20 protein-coding genes are annotated in these 19,997 nt (G+C 38.8%); 1 reads left to right on the top strand and 19 read right to left on the bottom strand.

The features are described 5' to 3' along the window. Positions 1-143: 143 nt before the first annotated feature. The 14 genes from hisIE to H9632_RS12495 all read right to left on the bottom strand — a co-directional run bounded on the left by hisIE (position 144) and on the right by H9632_RS12495 (position 11,888). Positions 144-761 (bottom strand): bifunctional phosphoribosyl-AMP cyclohydrolase/phosphoribosyl-ATP diphosphatase HisIE, encoded by a 618-nt coding sequence (gene hisIE, locus H9632_RS12430; RefSeq protein WP_191704391.1) that lies wholly within the window; start codon positions 759-761, stop codon positions 144-146. Then, entirely contained in the window at positions 758-1,516 is a 759-nt protein-coding gene (gene hisF, locus H9632_RS12435) for an imidazole glycerol phosphate synthase subunit HisF (protein WP_191704392.1), read from the bottom strand. Before hisF ends, hisIE begins: the two co-directional genes overlap by 4 nt. Continuing rightward, positions 1,510-2,130, bottom strand: coding sequence for an imidazole glycerol phosphate synthase subunit HisH (gene hisH, locus H9632_RS12440; protein ID WP_191704393.1), 621 nt, complete (start codon positions 2,128-2,130; stop codon positions 1,510-1,512). Before hisH ends, hisF begins: the two co-directional genes overlap by 7 nt. Then, on the bottom strand, positions 2,127-2,720 hold the full coding sequence (gene hisB, locus H9632_RS12445; protein ID WP_191704394.1) for an imidazoleglycerol-phosphate dehydratase HisB: 594 nt from the start codon (positions 2,718-2,720) through the stop codon (positions 2,127-2,129). The genes hisH and hisB overlap by 4 nt, the downstream gene beginning before the upstream one ends. Continuing rightward, positions 2,717-4,000 carry a histidinol dehydrogenase gene (gene hisD, locus H9632_RS12450; protein WP_191704395.1) on the bottom strand — a complete coding sequence of 428 codons (1,284 nt, stop codon included), beginning with the start codon at positions 3,998-4,000 and terminating at the stop codon, positions 2,717-2,719. Before hisD ends, hisB begins: the two co-directional genes overlap by 4 nt. A 14-nt stretch (positions 4,001-4,014) precedes the next feature. Continuing rightward, the gene (hisG, locus tag H9632_RS12455) at positions 4,015-4,638 is read right to left on the bottom strand and encodes an ATP phosphoribosyltransferase (protein WP_191699521.1); all 624 of its coding nucleotides are present in this window, start codon (positions 4,636-4,638) and stop codon (positions 4,015-4,017) included. A gap of 3 nt (positions 4,639-4,641) precedes the next feature. Continuing rightward, a complete protein-coding gene (locus H9632_RS12460; RefSeq protein WP_191704396.1) occupies positions 4,642-5,802 on the bottom strand; it encodes an ATP phosphoribosyltransferase regulatory subunit in 1,161 nt (386 codons plus the stop codon). A 289-nt stretch (positions 5,803-6,091) separates the two neighbouring features. Continuing rightward, positions 6,092-6,622, bottom strand: coding sequence for an acyltransferase (locus tag H9632_RS12465; RefSeq protein WP_191704397.1), 531 nt, complete (start codon positions 6,620-6,622; stop codon positions 6,092-6,094). Then, positions 6,619-7,266 carry a pyrophosphatase PpaX gene (gene ppaX / locus H9632_RS12470; RefSeq protein ID WP_191704398.1) on the bottom strand — a complete coding sequence of 216 codons (648 nt, stop codon included), beginning with the start codon at positions 7,264-7,266 and terminating at the stop codon, positions 6,619-6,621. The genes H9632_RS12465 and ppaX overlap by 4 nt, the downstream gene beginning before the upstream one ends. 57 nt (positions 7,267-7,323) lie before the next feature. Next, positions 7,324-8,187, bottom strand: a complete 864-nt coding sequence (lgt, locus tag H9632_RS12475) for a prolipoprotein diacylglyceryl transferase (protein ID WP_191704399.1) — start codon at positions 8,185-8,187, stop codon at positions 7,324-7,326. A 31-nt stretch (positions 8,188-8,218) separates the two neighbouring features. Then, positions 8,219-9,157, bottom strand: coding sequence for an HPr(Ser) kinase/phosphatase (hprK, locus tag H9632_RS12480; protein ID WP_191704400.1), 939 nt, complete (start codon positions 9,155-9,157; stop codon positions 8,219-8,221). A 157-nt stretch (positions 9,158-9,314) separates the two neighbouring features. Beyond that, complete coding sequence (gene cccB, locus H9632_RS12485) at positions 9,315-9,626, bottom strand: cytochrome c551 (protein ID WP_191699515.1); 312 nt, start codon at positions 9,624-9,626, stop codon at positions 9,315-9,317. A gap of 51 nt (positions 9,627-9,677) precedes the next feature. After that, positions 9,678-10,532, bottom strand: a complete 855-nt coding sequence (locus H9632_RS12490) for a YitT family protein (protein WP_191704401.1) — start codon at positions 10,530-10,532, stop codon at positions 9,678-9,680. Positions 10,533-10,649: 117 nt separating this feature from the next. Further along, entirely contained in the window at positions 10,650-11,888 is a 1,239-nt protein-coding gene (locus H9632_RS12495) for an EAL and HDOD domain-containing protein (RefSeq protein WP_191704402.1), read from the bottom strand. 114 nt (positions 11,889-12,002) lie between these two features. On the opposite strand from H9632_RS12495, the gene H9632_RS12500 reads away from it, so the two are divergent. Then, positions 12,003-12,779, top strand: a complete 777-nt coding sequence (locus H9632_RS12500) for an enoyl-CoA hydratase-related protein (protein ID WP_191704403.1) — start codon at positions 12,003-12,005, stop codon at positions 12,777-12,779. 54 nt (positions 12,780-12,833) lie between these two features. Here the strand turns inward: H9632_RS12500 and H9632_RS12505 are convergent, their stop codons facing one another. The 5 genes from H9632_RS12505 to H9632_RS12525 form a co-directional block, all read right to left on the bottom strand. Then, positions 12,834-14,807, bottom strand: coding sequence for an alpha/beta hydrolase family protein (locus tag H9632_RS12505; RefSeq protein WP_191704404.1), 1,974 nt, complete (start codon positions 14,805-14,807; stop codon positions 12,834-12,836). 379 nt (positions 14,808-15,186) lie between these two features. Next, a complete protein-coding gene (locus H9632_RS12510) occupies positions 15,187-16,737 on the bottom strand; it encodes a fatty acid--CoA ligase family protein (RefSeq protein ID WP_191704405.1) in 1,551 nt (516 codons plus the stop codon). Between the two features lie 137 nt (positions 16,738-16,874). Continuing rightward, positions 16,875-18,809 carry an FtsX-like permease family protein gene (locus H9632_RS12515; RefSeq protein ID WP_191704406.1) on the bottom strand — a complete coding sequence of 645 codons (1,935 nt, stop codon included), beginning with the start codon at positions 18,807-18,809 and terminating at the stop codon, positions 16,875-16,877. Beyond that, a complete protein-coding gene (locus H9632_RS12520) occupies positions 18,781-19,554 on the bottom strand; it encodes an ABC transporter ATP-binding protein (RefSeq protein ID WP_191704407.1) in 774 nt (257 codons plus the stop codon). The genes H9632_RS12515 and H9632_RS12520 overlap by 29 nt, the downstream gene beginning before the upstream one ends. A gap of 11 nt (positions 19,555-19,565) precedes the next feature. Continuing rightward, entirely contained in the window at positions 19,566-19,988 is a 423-nt protein-coding gene (locus H9632_RS12525; protein ID WP_191704408.1) for a hypothetical protein, read from the bottom strand. Positions 19,989-19,997 lie beyond the last annotated feature (9 nt).

Below are 19,997 nucleotides of genomic sequence, written 5' to 3' on the forward strand. Positions count from 1 at the left end.
AGCGGTCTTTTGACAGCCACTGAGAAATAAACAAAGAAATAAGGAACGCACAAGTGTCGTCCCTTAATCAATTCTTCCCATTATAGCATATGTAGCAAATATGTACTTAAATCATGTTTGCAAACAACGGAATCTCTCTATGGTTATTGCTTCTTACCTTCATGTCGTTTTTGTAACACATCGAGCACTTCATATACATCCACTTTTTGTTCTTGAAGTAACACAAGCAAGTGATAAAGAAGGTCAGCAGATTCCCATTTCACTTCTTCCTTGTCACGGTTTTTCGCACCGATTACTACTTCCGTTGCCTCTTCGCCAACTTTTTTGCAGATTTTATCAATGCCTTTATCGAATAAATACGTCGTATACGCCCCTTCAGGCATATCAATTTCACGCTGTTTAATGACTTCCACAAGCTGCGGTAAAATTGCTACAGTACCAGGTCGCTCGTTTTCTACCAAGCTTTCTGTAAAGCAAGATGTTGTCCCGTTATGACAAGCCGGACCCGCAGGAACAACTTCAATTACTAATGCATCTTGATCACAATCTGTTTTAATTGAAACAACCTTTTGTGTATTACCACTTGTTGCCCCTTTATGCCATAGCTCCTGGCGGGAACGAGAGTAAAACCAAGTTTCATTCGTTTCAATCGTTTTTTTCAGGGATTCTTCGTTCATATATGAAACCGTTAATACTTCTTTTGATTGGGCATCCTGTACTACTGCAGTAATTAGCCCTTGTTCATTAAATTTAACATTCATCGTACACGTACCCCTTTTTCTTTTAGGTAGCTTTTCACTTCTGCTACGCTCGTTTCTTTATAGTGGAAAATGCTCGCAGCTAGTGCGGCATCTGTATCAACATCCTGCAGTACTTCACGGAAATGTTCTGCATTACCCGCGCCACCACTTGCAATGACCGGTACTGTAACAGCATCTCTTACGGCCTTCGTTAACGCTAAATCAAAGCCGGATTTTTCACCATCTTGGTTCATAGATGTAAGCAGGATTTCCCCTGCACCTAAATTTACCGCTTCTTTTGCCCAATCGACTGCTTTCCAAGACGTTTTGTTACGGCCACCGTGTGTATACACCATCCATGTACCGTCTTCATCAGAATATCTCGCATCAATCGCACAAACGATGCATTGTGCACCGAAGTAATCCGCGCCTTCTTTAATTAGCTCCGGTCGCTCTAAAGCAGAAGTATTAACTGACACTTTATCTGCACCGGCACGTAAAATCCGTTTCATATCTTCAATTGTACGAATACCGCCACCTACAGTAAAAGGAATGGCTAACGAAGAAGCCGTTTGGCGGACAACATCGACCATCGTTTCACGCCCTTCATGCGAAGCCGAAATATCCAAAAATACGAGCTCATCCGCACCTTGCTCATCATAAAATTTCGCTAATTCTACCGGATCACCAGCATCTTTCAGTTCAACAAATTGTATCCCTTTTACTACGCGTCCTTCTTTTACGTCTAAACATGGAATAATGCGCTTTGTTAACATACGCCTTCTTTCACTCCTTCTGCCCAAGCCGTCAACAAATGCATACCAAACGGACCTGACTTTTCCGGATGGAACTGCATACCGGTAAAATTGTCTTTTGCGACAATCCCAGGTACTTGTATATGTTCATAGTCCGCCGAAGCAACCCGTTCCTTCTCATCCAATTCGCTCGCATAAAATGAATGTACAAAATATACATGGCGTGCTGCAGGCAGGTTATCTCTATCCAGCCACTTTGGCGTTTGCTGTAACGTTAAGTCGTTCCATCCCATATGCGGGATACGCGAAACTCCTTCAAAGCGCTGAATACGTCCTTGAAAAATGCCAAGCCCTTTCGTTAAAGCCACTTCATCGCTTTCTTCGAACATCAGCTGCATTCCTAGGCAAATTCCGAGCAATGGCTTTTTCGTATTACGAATGAAATCAATTAAACTCGTTTCCTTTAAACGCTTCATTGCATCCGGAAAAGCCCCAACACCAGGCAATACATAAGCATCTGCTGTTTCCAGTTCCGTTTTGCTATTTGACACAACGACCTCAACATCAAGGCGTTTCAAAGCCTGCTCGACACTGAATAAGTTACCCATTCCATAATCAATTACACCAATCTTCACGTTAACAGCCCCTTCGTTGACGGTACGCCTTTCACACGTGGGTCAATTTGAACTGCTTCATCCAATGCACGTGCCAACGCTTTAAAAACTGCTTCAATAATATGGTGTGTATTATGTCCATAAGGAACGATAACATGTAAATTAATACGTGCTTCTAACGCAAACTTCCATAAAAACTCATGTACAAGCTCTGTATCAAATGACCCTACCTTCGCATTAAGCTGAGGTGTGATACGGTATTCTAAATGAGGGCGGTTCGAACAATCTACAACAACCTGTGCCAATGCATCATCCATCGGTACAAATGCAGTTCCGTAACGCTTGATCCCTTTTTTATCGCCTAATGCTTCACGGAATACTTGACCTAATACGATACCAATATCCTCTGTCGTATGGTGGTCATCTATCCAAGTGTCGCCATTTGCAATAATTTTCCCGTCAAATAATCCGTGCTTTATAAACAAATCAAGCATATGGTCCATAAAACCAACACCTGTTTTTATTTCAGCTTGCCCAGAACCATCTATATTAAGCTCTACTGCAATTTTAGTTTCATTTGTATTTCGTTCGATTTTCGCAAAACGTGTCATTCTTCTTCTCCTTTATCCCAGCCCCGTGATTCTACTGCTCTTGCATGTCCTTCCAACCCTTCAAGTCGTGCAAGACGTGCAATTTTCGGCGAATTCTGTTTCCAAGTTTTTTCGCTGTAATATACAACGCTCGTTCGTTTAATAAAATCATCTACATTTAATCCACTTGCAAAGCGTGCTGTTGAATTTGTAGGTAATACGTGATTCGTACCGGCAAAATAATCTCCAACCGGCTCAGAGCTATAACGCCCGATGAAAATAGCACCCGCATGTGTAATCATTTCCGAAACCTTTTCAGCATTTTCCGTAATAACTTCCAAATGCTCCGGTGCTAATGAATTCACCGCCCGGACAGCTTCTTTCATCGATTCAGCGACATAAATATGACCAAAGTTTTCGATTGATTTTCGGGCAATTGCTTCACGCGGCAATTTGGATAATTGAATTTCTACCTGGTCTGATACCGCATCCGCCAAATCATCACTTGTCGTTATGAGTACCGCACAAGCCAATGCATCATGCTCTGCCTGTGATAACAGGTCTGCCGCAATTTCATCAGCATAGGCAGTTTCATCTGCCAAAATACAAATTTCAGATGGCCCTGCAATCATATCAATCGCCACTTCGCCAAATACTTCACGCTTCGCTAAAGCAACAAATATATTTCCTGGACCAGTAATTTTATCTACCGGTGCAATTGTTTCTGTTCCGTATGCCAGTGCCGCGATCGCTTGTGCACCGCCTACTTTGTAAATTTCCGTCACACCTAGAATATGGGCTGCCACTAATACAGCATCCGGCAGCTTCCCATCATTTCCTGCAGGCGATGTGATGACAATACGCTTCACCCCTGCAACTTGCGCCGGTATGACATTCATTAAAACAGAAGAGGGATAAGCCGCTGAACCACCCGGCACATAAAGCCCTACTGCATCCAGGGGTGTAATTCGCTGCCCTAAATATGAACCGTCCGCTAACGGCAAGCGAAAACCACTGCGCTTTTGCTCATTATGATAAAGGCTAATATTATCCGCTGCCTCCTGTAAATCGAAATATAATTGCTTATCGAAATTTTTTACAGCCTCAATAATTTCCTGTTCCGAGACACGTAAATTTTCAGGTGCAAAGCCGTCCCATTTTTCACTATAATATTTAATCGCCGCATCCCCTTCTGTTCGTACTTGCTGAATTACTTCACGAACGGTTTGCAGCTGCTGCTCGTTGCCTTGCTCGAGTTGGCGTTTTAAAGAAATATCATCATTTAAAATTGTTATTTTCATCTATTTAGCCTCTCTTATTTCACACATTTTTTTAAGCGCGTAACTAAATCTTGAATACGGTCGCTTTTCATACGATAGCTTACAGGATTGGCAATCAAACGTGATGAGACTTCGGCAATATGTTCATATTCCACAAGGCCATTTTCCTTTAATGTGCGTCCTGTTGATACGATATCGACAATGCGATCTGCTAAACCAATCATAGGTGCAAGCTCAATCGAACCATTCAGCTCAATAATTTCGACTTGCTCTCCAATACCTTTATAATATTTCAACGCAATATTCGGATATTTCGTCGCAATACGTGGTGCAATTTCACTCATCGTCGTATTCGGTAAACCCGCTGATGCAATATAGCATTCGCTAATCTTTAGATCAAGCAGCTCGTGGACAGTACGACGTTGCTCAAGCAGTACATCTTTCCCCGCAATTCCAATATCCGCTACACCGTGCTCAACGTATACCGGCACATCCATAGGCTTCGCTAAAATAAAGCTAATCTTTTCCTCTGGAATTTCAATCATTAGTTTACGGGACATTTCTACTTCTTCAGGAAGGTTGAAACCAGCCTCGAGCAGCATTTCATATGCCTCTTCAAAAATTCTGCCTTTTGGCATCGCGATCGTTAGCTCTGTCATTGCTTATGCCTCCCTGCTTTTAAATTCATTAACTATTTTATAATGTGCCTTCAATGCTTCTATATTTTCGATTCCCTCATATGATTGGAACGTCACTTGCTTACCTTGTTCACGTAAAAGCTTCACTGTTTGTAAAGCTTCAGAAAAACGTTCTGATGCAAATAATACGAGCACACTGTCTGTTACAATTTCTATTTTTGGCATCGCTTCAAAAACACGATCTACACGTAATCCAAAACCAGTTGCGCCAACTTGCGAACCGAACTGCTGCAATAATCCATCATAGCGACCACCATTGCCTAACGGGAAACCACTGCCTGATGCAAATACTTCAAATAACATACCTGTGTAATAGCTCATATGGCTAGACAATGTAAAATCAAATGCTATGTATTCATCATACCCAGCAGCATCCAAAATTTTTGCTAAGCTGCGCATATATTCAAGCGCATCATTTTTCCGGACATATTTTTCAATTGCTTCTATAGAAGGTAATCTAATCGCTTCTTCAATATAAGCCAACAATGCATCGGATTTTGTTTTCGGTAAATCAAATGCTAGGACAGCTTCTTCAAAGCCTACAAAATTTCGTTGTACGAGTAGATCATTTAAATGAAGAGCCTGTTCTTCACTTTCTGTATAATCCTTTAATATGCGGCTTAATACGCCAGCATGTCCGATTGTGACTTTGAAATCGGTAATATTAAAGCCCTTAACTAAATCAATCGCAGTCATAATGACTTCCGCATCAGCAAACACTGAATTGTCGCCGATTAATTCAATACCCATTTGGTCAAATTCCGCTGGGCGCCCACCTTCGCGTTGCTGTGCTCTAAATACATTCGCAAAATAGGCTAATCGTTGCGGTATTTTTTCTTTTAATAATTTTGAAGTTGCGACACGTGCAATTGGCGTTGTCATATCCGGGCGTAATACAAGTGTATTCCCCTGACTATCAACAAGTTTAAACAGACGGGCATCAGAAATTGCCGACGCTTTCCCAACTGTGTCGTAATATTCCACAGAGGGTGTTTTAATAAACTCATAACCCCGTGTATGCAGCAGTTGTCGACCAGTCGATCGGATTAGCTCAAGTTTTTCATATATATCGGGAAATGTATCGCGCATCCCAAGAGGTTTTTCAAACATTTTTATCGATGACATTTTGACACATCCTAAACTTTTTAAATAGAATATTATTTCCTGTTTCGTAATTCCACTTCACTACGCTAGAGTGATGAATCATTAGTGTATGAAAGTATTTTACTGCTACTAGTATTTATAGTCAATGGGATTCTTGAATATTCGTTAATTTAATTTTCTGATATATCAATTCATTATACATGATATATGCTGAAATATCTTAGACACGGGGATTTCTGAGAAGATTTCATTTTCCACAAAAATGACAAGACTAAAAAAGACACCTCGCCTTTGCAAAGTGTCTCCAAATTCAATTTTGCCATACAGGCTGATCGTTCTTTTTACGTTCCTCCATCTGCTCAGCAGTGAAAATAATACGCATTGGGTTGCCTCCTGCCATAGCGCCCGCTGGAACATCTTTATGCACGAGTGTTGCAGCAGAGACAATGGCCCCGTCTCCAATTTTCACACCTGGTAATATCGTTGAATTGGCACCAACCATAACATTGCTGCCGATTTCCACATCACCCAATCGATACTCCTCAATTAAATATTCGTGCGCTAAAATTGTCGTATTAAAACCGATAATGGAATTATCCCCTACCGTAATGCGCTCTGGAAACATTGAGTCCGGCATGACCATTAGAGCCAGCGAAGCTTGTTTGCCGATCTTCATTTTCAAAAACGTACGGTACAGCCAATTTTTCCAGGACATAACAGGTGTTATACGCCCAATTTGAATCACGATAAAGCATTTCATTACTTTCCAAAACGAGACCGTTTCATATACATTCCACAATGAATTAGCATTTTGTACACGATAGCGTTCGGTTCTCCTCATGAAGACTCCCCTTTCACAATTTCAAGTAAATCACGCATATGGTTCAGCATATATGTCGGTTCATAAGACATTAAATAATCGACACCCTTTGCAGACCAGGCAACACCAGCTGTTCGAACACCAGCATTCTTCCCACCTTCAATATCATGCGAGTTATCACCAATCATTATTGCTTCACTCTTATCGACGCCAAGCTTTTGTAACGCTAAAAGAACCGGCTCAGGATGTGGTTTCACATGTTCGACATCATCTAAACCGATAATCGCATCAAATAAGTGCTCTGCCTGTAAAATTTTCATTCCGCGGGCTAAACCTTCTCTGCTTTTCGTAGAAACAATTGCCATTTTAATTCCTAATGCATGTAGCTCTTCTAACGTTTCAACTACCGCATCATAGCCAGTTACTAACGAATCATGGTTTGCCGTACTCCACTCTCTGTATTTAGCAATCATTATTTCTGTTTCACCGGGTGTTAATTCGTCAAAAGTCTGTTTTAGTGACGGACCGATGAATTTCAGGCAATCTACTGTCGAATATTGCCCGGGAAATTTTTCGTCAAAAATATACATAAATGTTTGGATGATTAATTCATTTGTATTGAGTAACGTACCATCAAAGTCAAATAATAATGCTTTTGTTTTCATATCCATTGCCTCTTTCTTTTCAAAAAACCGTTTGCACTGATGCAAACGGTAATACTATTATTTCTTTTTATTTTTCTTTTTTGTAGCTACTGGTTTTTTTTCATCATCTAAATAATGAACAGCCGGTTTGACATATATTCTGCGGTAAACAATACCGATAATACCAATGGCAATTCCAATAATGGATACAACTTGCGCAGAACGTAATAACTCTTCCCCTATATATAGACTATCTGTACGCAATCCTTCGATAAAGAATCGTCCTACCGAATACCATATTAAATAGAAGAAAAACATTTCCCCACGTCGCCAATTTAATTTGCGGGCAAACAGTAAAATTACTAATCCGACAACATTCCATAATGATTCATATAAAAATGTCGGATGGACATATGTACCTGCTTCTCTAATATACATTTGTTCAATAATCCAGTTCGGTATAAATAAACCTTCTAAAAACTCACGCGACACTGGACCACCATAAGCTTCTTGATTGACGAAGTTGCCCCAGCGACCAATAATCTGTCCAACCAAAATACTCGGTGCAGCAATATCGGCTAATTTTAAGAAGCTTACTTTACGCTTTCTCGTGAAAATATATGCAGTAATAAATGAACCAATTAACGCACCATGAATGGCAATACCACCATTCCAAATTTCAATAATGCGCCCAGGATTTTGGCCATAATAATCCCACTTCATCACGACATAGTATACCCGTGCAGATAAAATCGCAATCGGTATTGCCCAAATGAGTAGATCTGCTATAAATTCCTGATCGAATCCACGGCGTACCGACTCCCTTTGTGCCAAAAAATAAGCAATAATTATGCCTAACCCGATAATAATGCCGTACCAGTTTACCGGAATTGGTCCGAGATGAAACGCTACAGGATTAATCGCTAATAAATTTGTGTCCATAAAATTCTCCCCTCATCAATCTTTATCACTATTAATAATCGTCCATTTCATCATTTACGACAAGCATATCATCTAAACGACGTGAAAATTCCTCTGCTGCATTAACACCCATTTTTTTCAGACGGTAATTCATAGCTGCCACTTCAATAATTACCGATACATTTCGACCAGGCTGAACTGGAACTGTTAGTTTTGTTACATCCGTATCAATAATTTTCATCTTTTCTTCATCAAGTCCTAGACGATCATAAAACTTTTCAGGATCCCACGTTTCAAGTTCAATAATTAACGTAATCCGCTTATATGGACGAATAGCACTTGCGCCAAATAGCGTCATAATATCAATGATACCGATTCCTCGTATTTCAAGCAAATGCTCTAATAACGGTGGGGGGCTTCCGACGAGCATATTTTCTCCTTCTTGACGAATTTCCACGCTATCATCCGCTACTAAACGATGCCCTTTTTTTACTAGTTCAAGTGCTGTTTCACTTTTACCGACACCGCTTTTCCCCATTATTAATACACCAATCCCATATACATCGACAAGAACACCATGCACTGCCGTTGTTGGAGCAAGCTTACTTTCCAAAAAGTTCGTTAACCGGCTTGAAAACCACGTTGTAGTTTGATTTGTAACAAATACTGGTACATGATTCTCGTTGGATGCATCGATAAGTTCTTGTGGCACCTCTAAATCACGTGAAATAATAATAGCTGGCGTTTCATCCGAACATAGACGCTTCATCCGACTAATTTTATCTTCTTCAGGCAGCATCTCAAAAAATGATAGCTCTGTTTTCCCTAATAACTGGACCCGATCAGCCGGGTAATGTGTAAAATAACCCGCCATTTCCAAACCCGGTCGTGAAATATCACTCGTCGTTATATAACGTCCAATCCCTTCTTCTCCACTTACCAGCTTTAAATTGAATTTTTCCATAACATCTTTTGCAATTACTTGAATCATGAATTGGTACGCTCCTATCTCCTGACATCTATACAGTATTTTAACATGACTTATAAATTTCCTATATAAAACTAACTTACTTTTCTTCATGAAGTCGTTATCGGACACCCGGTCAACAAAAAAAACGATGAAGCTCATTTGCCCATCGTTTCGTTTGTTATTTTAAAGTTGCTAAATACTCTGCAGCCGCTTCAGCCTTTTCGCCTTTTACAATCCCAGGAGGCATACGGTCTTTACCATTTAAAATAATATCTAAAATCTCTTCTTCAGAATATTTCGCTCCTAATTTATCCAATGCTGGAGCACTGCCACCCTGTAATTGACCACCATGACATGTTGCACAGGATTGTTTAACGACTTTTTCACCATCGACTTCTGCTGTTTCGCCGTTTGTTGCCGAATCATCCCCACCACATGCTGCTAAAAATAGTGCTGAGCCAAATACTAATGTAAGTAAACCTTTTTTCACTCTAAACCCCTCCAAAAACGTATTACTAATACACTGCTAATTATAACAAACTTATACTTTTTTGAAACCTTCTCCTAACACTTCATAAGCATCTGAAACGATAACAAATGCTTCTGGATCAACGGCTTTCAACACTTGTTTCAGCTTTGTGAACTCTGTTTGATAGACGACAACCATCAATACCGGCCGCTCCTCACCCGTATAGCCACCATATGCAGGAAGCTTCGTAATTCCACGATTAACTTCTTTATAAATCGCATCGCGCACTTCTGTTTCTTTTCGAGTAATGATATAAACCATTTTCGATTGACTAAAACCAAGCTGAACAATATCGATAGTTTTTGTTGTTACATAAAGACCGATTAAAGCATAAAGTCCTTTTTCCAAATCAAAAACAATCGCCGCACTAACAGCGATGACTCCATCAATAAACAATACGCTCGTCCCTAAAGTCAGGCCTGTAAATTTTGTTATAATTTGTGCAAGTAAATCTGTTCCACCTGTAGAAGCATTTCCTTTAAATACGAGTCCAATACCTAACCCGACAACAATCCCACCAAAAATTGACCCTAATAACGGATTTAACGTCCATGCATCCCAGCTTGCCGTTAAAATAACGAAAAAAGGAAGCGCAATCGTACCGATAAATGATTTAATGCCAAATTTCTTCCCAAGTACAATTACCCCTGCGATAAATAAAGGAATATTAAATGCATATTGTACAATTCCGGCATTCCAGCCGAACATACCATGCAAAATAGTACTTATCCCACTAACCCCGCCTGAAGCAACTTGGTTTGGAAATAAAAATACATTAAAACCAAAGGCAATGACTGCCGCTCCTATAATGACAAATAAATACTCTTTTATACTATCTTTCACTGAACTTTGTGAACTATACGTCATATTAATCCTCACTTCTTTTGCAAATTCCTTTGAATTATAGCAAATCCAACATGAAATGAGAACTTCATTAAAGTAAAGAGAGACTAAGACTAATTATCTTAGAGTATAACTTTATGCTTATTTCATATTAAGCGTGTCATTTACCCATACTTTTACTTCTTCATACATTGGTAAAATCTCATCGGTCGAAATATTTAATTGGTCCGCTAATGGCATTAAATTTTCCCAATCCAGCTTACTTAAAGCTGTGCTAAATTGAAGGTAAGGAGTCATATCTGTCTGTGATCCAGAAATTGTTTCCAAAATATCCTCTGCTAAAGGCAATTGTGTAACAATAACGTTTACAGGACGTTGTAATAAAGAATCGATTAATGAAAAAAGCCCTACCAAAAAGTACTCTGAATAATTTTTTTTATAATTCAGGCGAGCACTTATTTCACATGCTTTTGCTCTAAATAATGATGCAAACATTAACTCTTTAAAGATATCGTTATTACAATTTGAATTCGCCTCGCGCATCGCTAGCATATATACCCATTGACGCAGTTCCAACAGCCCTAACATTAATATCGCCTGCTTTATCGAACGCACTTTATTTTTCGTTCTCTTAGAGGAACCGTTAATTAACTTCAATAACCGATACGAGAGTGAAATTTCACGTTCGATATTTTCTGCCAGTAAATCAATATTTGTTTCATCTTCACGTAATAAAGATATAATTTGAAAATATTGAAAGAGATTTGCTGGTATATCTGTTGCGGTTAATATTTGAGGCTGTTCAAAGAAATAACCTTGAAATAAAGAGTAACCAGATTGTTTTGCAATTTCGAATTGTTCGCGCGTTTCTACCTTCTCCGCTAAAAGCTTAATATGTGGAAATTTTGATTTAATTAGCCTTTCTATCACTTTTCGTTCATTTTCCGATGTATGTAAAAAATCAATTTTTATATAATCAATTTGAGGAAAGAGTTCGTCATATACTAGGATCTTTTCATCAATTACAAAATCATCTAAAGCAAGCTTGTAACCTGCTCTTTTTAATATCTTAAGTTGTTGAATCAGTTCAGGAGTAATTGAAATGTCTTCCAATATTTCAATTACTACTTGTTCAGGTTCTAAAAAGTCTATTGAATCTTGCATGATTAAGTTTTCTGTAAAGTTAATAAATGATGGTTTGCCATTTGCCACTTCTTTAATACCAATAGAAAGAAACGAATTAATTAATAACTCGATTGTTGCTGTATCCGAATCGATATCGGGAAACTGATTAACATAATTATTTCGATACAATAATTCATATGCGATAATTTCTTCGCATTTATTAAAAATTGGCTGTCTGCCGATAAAAACTTCCAAGTTAACCCTTCCCAACTTATAGTATATTTTCACTATTAATGTAATCTGTTGTAATTTCAACTATTTACATTGTACTATAAAACTAGAGTAACAAAATTTTGGGAGGTAGTAAATGTGAACAATGTTAAATATGACCAAAAAGATTTTATCGCATACGTAACACTTAATCGTCCTGATATGTTAAACGCTTTTAACTATGAAATGCTTGAAGAATTACGCAAAGTAATCGAATCGATTCAAATACATCCTGACATTCGTCTTGTCATTATAACAGGGGCTGGTGATAAAGCTTTTTCTGTGGGGGCAGATTTAAAAGAACGTAAAACATTGCCAGATGCACTCGTCAAACGCAATTTAAATCGTTTTGGTGAAGTGTTTACACTTATTGAGCAATTACCTCAGCCGACAATTTGTGTTTTAAATGGGTATGCATTTGGTGGAGGACTTGAGCTGGCACTTGCCTGTGACTTCCGTATCGCTGCTGACCAGGTAACACTTGGCTTAACTGAAACAAGCTTAGGAATCATTCCTGGTGCAGGCGGAACACAGCGCCTGCCTCGTTTAATCGGAGAAGCAAAAGCATTGGAGCTTATTTTAACTGCTAAGCGTATGACCGCAGCAGAAGCACTTCAGTACGGAGTTGTTACTAAAATAGCGCCTCGGGAAAATTTACACGAAGTAACGGCTGATTTTGCAGCATTAATTTTAAAAAATGCACCGATTGCTCTTCAACAAGCTAAATTTGCCGTAAAGCAAGGAATGAAAACCGACATTCAAACCGGGCTTCAAATTGAACGCAAAGCATATGAACTAACAATTCCTACAGAAGATCGCATTGAAGCACTAAACGCCTTTTCTGAAAAAAGACCCCCGCAGTTTAAAGGGAAATAAACCTTCTCTAATCAAAAAAACAGGGCTCCCACTACGGGATACCCTGTTTACTTTTTATAAATATTTCTCAAACCAGCCTGTGATTTGCTCTAATCGTTCTAATCTTAAATTTGGAATTCCTGTTCGTGATAAGTTATGATCACATTCCGGGAAGCGAACAAATCCTACTTCTTTCCCCATGCGCTTCAACGTAACATACAGCTGCTCTGCTTGTTCAATTGGACAGCGGAAATCACGTTCACTGTGTAAAATAAGTAGCGGTGTCTCTACATTTGCCGCGTACTTTAACGGCGAATGATGCCATAGTTTTTCAACGTCATTCATATCCGCTAGCATTTGCCATTCCGAGAAGTAATAACCGATATCTGATACACCGTAGAAGCTAATCCAGTTTGAAATCGAACGCTGTGTAACCGCTGCTTTAAAGCGATTCGTATGTCCCACAACCCAGTTCGTCATAAACCCACCATAGCTACCACCAGTAATACCTAAGCGTGACTCATCAATCCATGCATAATTTTCCAACGCATAATCAACACCAGCCATAATATCCTCATAGTCACCTTCACCATAATTACCGCGCACACCATCTACAAACTCCTGGCTATAACCATGACTGCCACGAGGATTCACATATAAGACGCCGTACCCTTGTGCCGCTAATAACTGCATTTCATGGAAAAATGTATTCGCATATAATGTATGCGGTCCACCATGCACTTCCACAATGAATGGATATTTCTTACCTTCTGTATATTGAGCAGGCTTCATAATCCACCCATGAACAGTTATACCATCTTTTGCGACATACGAAATCGCTTCCGGTGTTGAAAGTGTTGTTGCCTCTAAAAACTCGGCATTAAATGCTGTTAGCTGCTTACGCTCGCCCGTTGTAATATCGTAATCAAATAGTTCACCAGGGAATGTCGGATTCGAAACAGTGATCAAAGCACGGTTACCATTCTTGAAAACAGCATATCCATATACATGTTCATTTTCAGGTGAGGCAGGATAAATTGCGCCTTCTAATGTAGCATAATATAATCGGATATCTCCCTCTGTAGACACTTGGAAATATAAATCGTTATTTTCAGTCCAAATAACTGTAGGAGCTTCAACACCTTGCTGGATATCTGCAACAGCATAATCCCCTACCGGTACGTCCAGCATCTCAGTCAGCTTTTGCGTCATTTTTGTTTCTCTATCATAAATATAAATATGACCATGTGTAGCATTTTTGTATGTATGGTCCGAGCCGCCGAATGCTATGTAACGGTCATCAAATGAAAATTCCGCTCCACCATAGTAGCCATCCACATCAATTAATACTGTCTCTTCTTTTGTTTCTACATCGACTAAAAATAATGGTGTACGGAATACGTCGTCAGTATTTTCTACACGATTTACTGCAATAACCAATGTTTTTCCATCATGTGATATCCCTTGTAAACTATGAGAAAAATCACCTTCTGTAAAAGCACTCACTTCTTTTGTCGCTAAATCAACCTTAGCAATATGTGAATAGCGTTCTTGTGGTAATAACCCAACGCCATCTGCTTTGTATTTCATTTTATCGACTATATATGCTTTCGGAACTTTCTTCTCTTCTTTTTCTTCCTGTTCTGTGATGCTCAAGCCCTTTTTAACAGTACTTGTAATCCAAAGCTTCTCGCCACATGGGCTCCATAAATATGAATTAACGCCATTTGGAAATGTCGTTAATTCCTGTGCTTCACCTCCACGGCTATTTAAAATATAGAGCTGCTGCTTTTCTTTGCGCTTTGCCAAAAATGCAACTTGTTTGCCGTCTGGTGACCATTGTGGACTTGAAACTCGTTCATTCCCGTATGTCCATTGCGTTGTTTCCCCTGATTCCAAGTCAATATGAAACAGGTGCGCATTGTAGTTATTCTCTTCTTCATTCAGTTGAGTGCGTATAAATAATGCCTCTTTTTCATTTGGTGCAAGTATTGGATTTGTGACTGATTGAATTTCAAATAAACTTTCTTTCGTTATGTAATTTGTCATTATCTCACCTCGTAATTTATTTCGATTTCCGTAATAGTACTCTACCATTTTCTATTTGAAATTTCAAAATATTATTAGTATAACTTTTTATATTCAAGACTAATAACCCCAGAAATTTGTTCTATATAAAGATTTCTATTAAGTGGCGTTTCATTTTTGGCGGGAGCCGAATAGCAGTAGTAAAGGCACTCCGTAAACGTCGCACCTTTTCTACTGCTATTATTACGGCTTGAGACTCCCGCCAAACCTATTGTGTCTGCCTTTGTACCGTTACGCTATATAGGCGGCACTTACAGTAGAAGGCGCCGTCTCTACGCTCAAAATGCTATCCTCATTAAACAGCAAAACACCTATCACAAGTGCAATAGGTGTTTGTATGTTATGCTTTTGCGATTTCTTTTAAAGAGCGTCGTAGAATTTTGCCTGTTGTATTCTTTGGAAGTTCGTCCAATATTTCAATGACAGACGGCACTTTGTATTTTACAATATGCTTTGCACAGTATGCTCGAATGTCGTCAATTGTAACAGACGGATCTTTTAATACAACATATGCATGTACCGCCTCACCAAAATCCCGGTCAGGGAAGCCAACAACTGCTGCTTCTACTATCCCTTCATGTGAGAACAATACTTCCTCTACTTCACGAGGATACACATTGTAACCGCCTACAATTATTAAATCCTTTTTGCGATCTACGATGTAGAAGTAATCTTCCTCATCTCTTCTCGCTAAATCGCCTGTATATAACCAGCCATCACGAATCGCAACAGCCGTTTCTTCCGGCATTTTGTAATAGCCCTTCATTACGTTTGGTCCACGAACGATTAATTCGCCGACTTCACCGACTCCTACTTCATCGCCGTTTTCATCAACAATTTTATTTTCAACATTCACAATCGATTGCCCGATTGAACCTGGTTTACGTTCACGGTCAATAGGATTAAAGCATGTTACCGGTGAAGCCTCTGATAAACCGTAGCCTTCAGAAATTCGTACATTAAACTTTTGCTCAAAGTTATGTAGTAATGAAACAGGTAATGATGCTCCCCCAGAGATAGTCAATCGAACGCTTGAAAATGCCGATATGTCACCTTGGTCATATTGATATAGGAAATTAAACATTGTCGGTACTCCTGCAAATACAGTTGCCTTATATGTCGATGCTAGTTGGAAAATTTCTCCTGGACTAAAGCGTGGTGCCAATAATATTGTCGCTCCCCGCGTTAATGGTGAGTTCACCACAACTGTTAATGCAAATACATGGAATACCGGTAATGTTGCAATAACACGATCATCCGTCGTCATTTGCAAATAATCCCCAATATCACGTGCATTAGAAAACAGGTTATTATGTGTCAGCATTGCGCCCTTTGGATGACCCGTTGTACCGGAAGTATATAAAATAATAGCTGTATCGTCCGGAGCTAACTCTACCGGCTCTGTCGTACGAGCGGTTGAAGCCAGCACTTGTGAAAACAGCTTTGTTTTTTCTTTTGCACCATCCGAAAGTGCCGCATATTTCTCACCGATTTCCGGTGTCGTTTCGCAAATAATATACTGTTCAACCTGTGGTAATCCATGCACCCCTGCTTCCACAAGCGGTAATAGTAAATCCAGTGCGATAACAACCTTTACATCACCATTTTTAATAATATAGGAAATTTCATCTGCTGTATAAATTGGATTAATTGGAATCGCGACAGCACCAATACGCATAGACGCGTAAAGACTAATGATGAAATGTGGTGTATTACCAAGTAAAAATGCGACATGATCGCCCTTTTGTACACCTAAATCTTCCAAGGCTGCAGCAAATCGTGCAACGGTTTGCTCCAATTCCCCATATGACGTGCCCTTACCTAAAAAATAGTACGCTGTTTTTTCTGGTTGTTCGAAAGCCTGTTGTCTTACCTTTTCAACTAAATTCAATACACCCATCCCCTTTATGCGTAAAATGAAACAATATTCACTTTATTAGCATTATAAAATAAGTATATTAATAAAACAATACAAAAATCTCGCTCATACCAAAATATTGTACTAAAATCATATTTTTTCTATATCATTCATCCTCGAACATGCGATAAATACCGCCATCTTATTAAATAGAAATAGACGACTTGGATAATTGCAAACAAAGTAAATGAAAATACAACTTCCTTTACAATCGATAAATTCATCACATCGTTTAATACGGTTTGGACGACATAGAACGCGAAAGCACTATGGATAAAGGCTAAACCCCATGGCAGGAAGAACTGAATGACTAAATTCCGTGTAATAAGCCGCTTTAATTCTTTATCACTTAAGCCGACTTTTATGAGCATATCAAACTGTTTTTTCTCCCGGTCCAAGTTTGCATAAATTTTGAAATAAACAAAGCTTCCTGATGCCAATAAAAATACAGCTACTACTAATATACCAACGAGTGTTAACAAAGAATACGTAGCTAATATATAAGAATAATTTAAACCTGCATTTTCAAAATAAAACGGGAGTGTATATTCACTATTTAAAATATAATCTCTAGCGACCATTTGCTGAATTCCAAGACCAATTTTGTCAGTTTCAGTCCAGTTCGGAATATCAAAAGTAAATAGATGATAACCCGGCTCTACAACAGGTGTCATCTCAAAATCATGCACTAGACGAGTAAAGTCTTCATCGCTGATTATAATCGCATTACTGCTAATAATCGCTGTGGGGAAAAACATTTTCGGATACACACTATCAATCGTCAAGTTAATATTGTTTTCCTTTAAAACCGTCTCGACAACCTTCTCCTCCAATGTCTCAATCGAATCTTCCGAGTACGGAATGAACATCGCTTCCCCACTTGTTAAACTAACAAGCGGATATTTATAGGAAAACAGTAAATGGTTAATATCGGTTTCCCGAAAGACCTCTACCGGATTCGAGGTATAGGTGGATGTTTGACGTACTACAGTAAAACGAGTCATCTGATAACTAATTCCACTATCTTCAAGCTCATCAATAATCGAGAGGATATGCGCAGTTTCAAAAGGATTATCCATTTCCCCTTTATAAATAAGCCCAATCGGGTTGAGCTTATCGTATTGGGAAGTATAGGACGACATCGCAGATAATACGCCTACCGTTAAAAAAGCAAGTGTGGAAACAAGGGTAACGATGAAGAACATCCGAGAATTCACACGTAAAATATGCACTTGCTCGGCTATCGCCAACATACGCGCCCTTTTCCAATAAAACAGCTTGCGATTCTTCAAACTATCTATAATAAAAAGCGTTGTATCGGTAAAGAAATAATACGTCCCAAAAGTTACAAAGATTGGGATAAGCAGCGTATACGTAAAAATGGATGATTTTGTTGTAATAAGTGCTAAACTGTATCCACATAAAATAAGGACAATTCCTAAAATTGCACTACGTTTTGAATAGGTCGCTACAACATCAACAAATTTGGGACCCCTAATCAAATTCCTAATTTTAATGTCAGGAGTAAACATAATACTAATTGTCGAAATTACAATAAACGCACTCAAGTAAACAAATAACGTCAGCACAAACGGCTCCCATGATAAATAGAGCGGCAACGCAGTTAAGTTTAAAATTTCACGAACAATCATAAAGAAAAACTTAGAAAACGCATAGCCAAAAATAATTCCCGAAATGCATGAGAATATACCGATTGTCATCGTTTCGATAATAATCAGTTTTCCAAGTTGATTGCGATCCATCCCAAGTTGCAGCAATATCGCAAATTCCTTTGAACGCGCCTCTAAAAAGGCCCTCATTGAATAAAAAATGAAAAACCATGAAAATAGAACAAGTATAATTTCAGCAACAACCATCCCTGCAATTGATACTTCTCCTAAAAAACCACTTTCAATTTCAGGATGAAACATTAACATTGAATAGATAAAAAAAACAAAAACACTGAAAAAGCTGGCCATAAAAAAAGCAGCATAGTTTCTAAAATTCCGGAAAACGTTACGGTAAGCGAATTGAAGAAAAGTCACCGACATGTCCCCCCAATAAACTTAATACATTTAAAATTCGTTGGAAAAATGTTTGGCGTCGGTCATCTTTATAGATTTCATTGAAAAACTCACCATCTTTAATAAAAATTACACGGTCGCAATAGCTCGCTGCGATTGGATCATGTGTCACCATTAAAATAGTGGTGTTATTATCTTGATTCATTTTTCCCAATAATTCCAATACTTCTCGTGACGCATTCGAGTCTAAATTGCCTGTTGGTTCATCCGCTAAAACAAGCATCGGTTTATGAATTAATGCCCGAGCAATCGCAGTACGCTGCGCTTGTCCACCGGATATTTCATTTGGACGCTTTACTAAAATAGAAGTTAATTCGAGCAGCTCACTTAAATGATGCAAGCGCTCTTCCATTACGGCAATTGGCTGTTCATCAAGCGTTAACGGCAATATAATGTTTTCTTCTACCGTCAAAGTCGGAAGCAAATTGAAATCCTGAAATATAAATCCTAGCTGACGTCGACGGAAAAATGCAAGCTCTTCACTATTCAGCTTTTGAGGTTTCATTCCATTGAATATAATCTCTCCGGAAGTAAGCGTATCAATCATGGAGACCATATTTAACAGTGTTGTTTTACCACTGCCTGAGGGACCCATAATTGCTATAAACTCACCTTTTTCCACTTCAAAACTAAGTTGGTTTAGTGCACGCTTCGTCACTTTTCCTTCATACACTTTCGTTGCTTCCTGTATTTGTAAAATTGGCATAGTAACTCCTTTTAAACGAGTATATTACTTTCTATCACCCAAGGCAGGACAACTTCAAAGCTAATTTCGATAATAGGACCGTCCATGATTATTGGAACGTGATCCATTTCATCGGTTAGCGAAAAACAATACTCTCCTATTATGATATCCCATCCATCGACTTCACCTTCCACAATTTCACCGATAATATGGTATTTCCCTGAATACATAATAGCTGTATTGTCGTTTACTTGATGGCTTTCAAGTTGACTTGGCTTTGAAAGATCGATACCGAGCTCCTTAGCGAAATCAAGTACGATATGTTCTAAATGTTTTTCACACACTTCTACAAAATTGTGGCATTCCTTACTCATACAACGATAGCTGTTAAATTCAAATGCCGTTTTTGTTTTTTCTACATCTACCGCTAATTTCCAGTCTCCAATGTGTACCATCGAACGCCC

The sequence above is a fragment of the Solibacillus merdavium genome (genome assembly GCF_014836935.1).
In the GTDB taxonomy this organism is placed as follows: Bacteria; Bacillota; Bacilli; order Bacillales_A; family Planococcaceae; genus Solibacillus; species Solibacillus ferritrahens.

Bases quoted from the DNA above. Each gene is read 5' to 3' on its own strand.
- hisIE (WP_191704391.1), bottom strand. From the start codon at position 761: ATGAATGTTAAATTTAATGAACAAGGGCTAATTACTGCAGTAGTACAG.
- hisF (WP_191704392.1), bottom strand. From the start codon at position 1,516: ATGTTAACAAAGCGCATTATTCCATGTTTAGACGTAAAAGAAGGACGC.
- hisB (WP_191704394.1), bottom strand. From the start codon at position 2,720: ATGACACGTTTTGCGAAAATCGAACGAAATACAAATGAAACTAAAATT.
- hisD (WP_191704395.1), bottom strand. From the start codon at position 4,000: ATGAAAATAACAATTTTAAATGATGATATTTCTTTAAAACGCCAACTC.
- hisG (WP_191699521.1), bottom strand. From the start codon at position 4,638: ATGACAGAGCTAACGATCGCGATGCCAAAAGGCAGAATTTTTGAAGAG.
- H9632_RS12460 (WP_191704396.1), bottom strand. From the start codon at position 5,802: ATGTCATCGATAAAAATGTTTGAAAAACCTCTTGGGATGCGCGATACA.
- H9632_RS12465 (WP_191704397.1), bottom strand. From the start codon at position 6,622: ATGAGGAGAACCGAACGCTATCGTGTACAAAATGCTAATTCATTGTGG.
- ppaX (WP_191704398.1), bottom strand. From the start codon at position 7,266: ATGAAAACAAAAGCATTATTATTTGACTTTGATGGTACGTTACTCAAT.
- lgt (WP_191704399.1), bottom strand. From the start codon at position 8,187: ATGGACACAAATTTATTAGCGATTAATCCTGTAGCGTTTCATCTCGGA.
- hprK (WP_191704400.1), bottom strand. From the start codon at position 9,157: ATGATTCAAGTAATTGCAAAAGATGTTATGGAAAAATTCAATTTAAAG.
- H9632_RS12490 (WP_191704401.1), bottom strand. From the start codon at position 10,532: ATGACGTATAGTTCACAAAGTTCAGTGAAAGATAGTATAAAAGAGTAT.
- H9632_RS12505 (WP_191704404.1), bottom strand. From the start codon at position 14,807: ATGACAAATTACATAACGAAAGAAAGTTTATTTGAAATTCAATCAGTC.
- H9632_RS12520 (WP_191704407.1), bottom strand. From the start codon at position 19,554: ATGCCAATTTTACAAATACAGGAAGCAACGAAAGTGTATGAAGGAAAA.
- H9632_RS12525 (WP_191704408.1), bottom strand. From the start codon at position 19,988: ATGGTACACATTGGAGACTGGAAATTAGCGGTAGATGTAGAAAAAACA.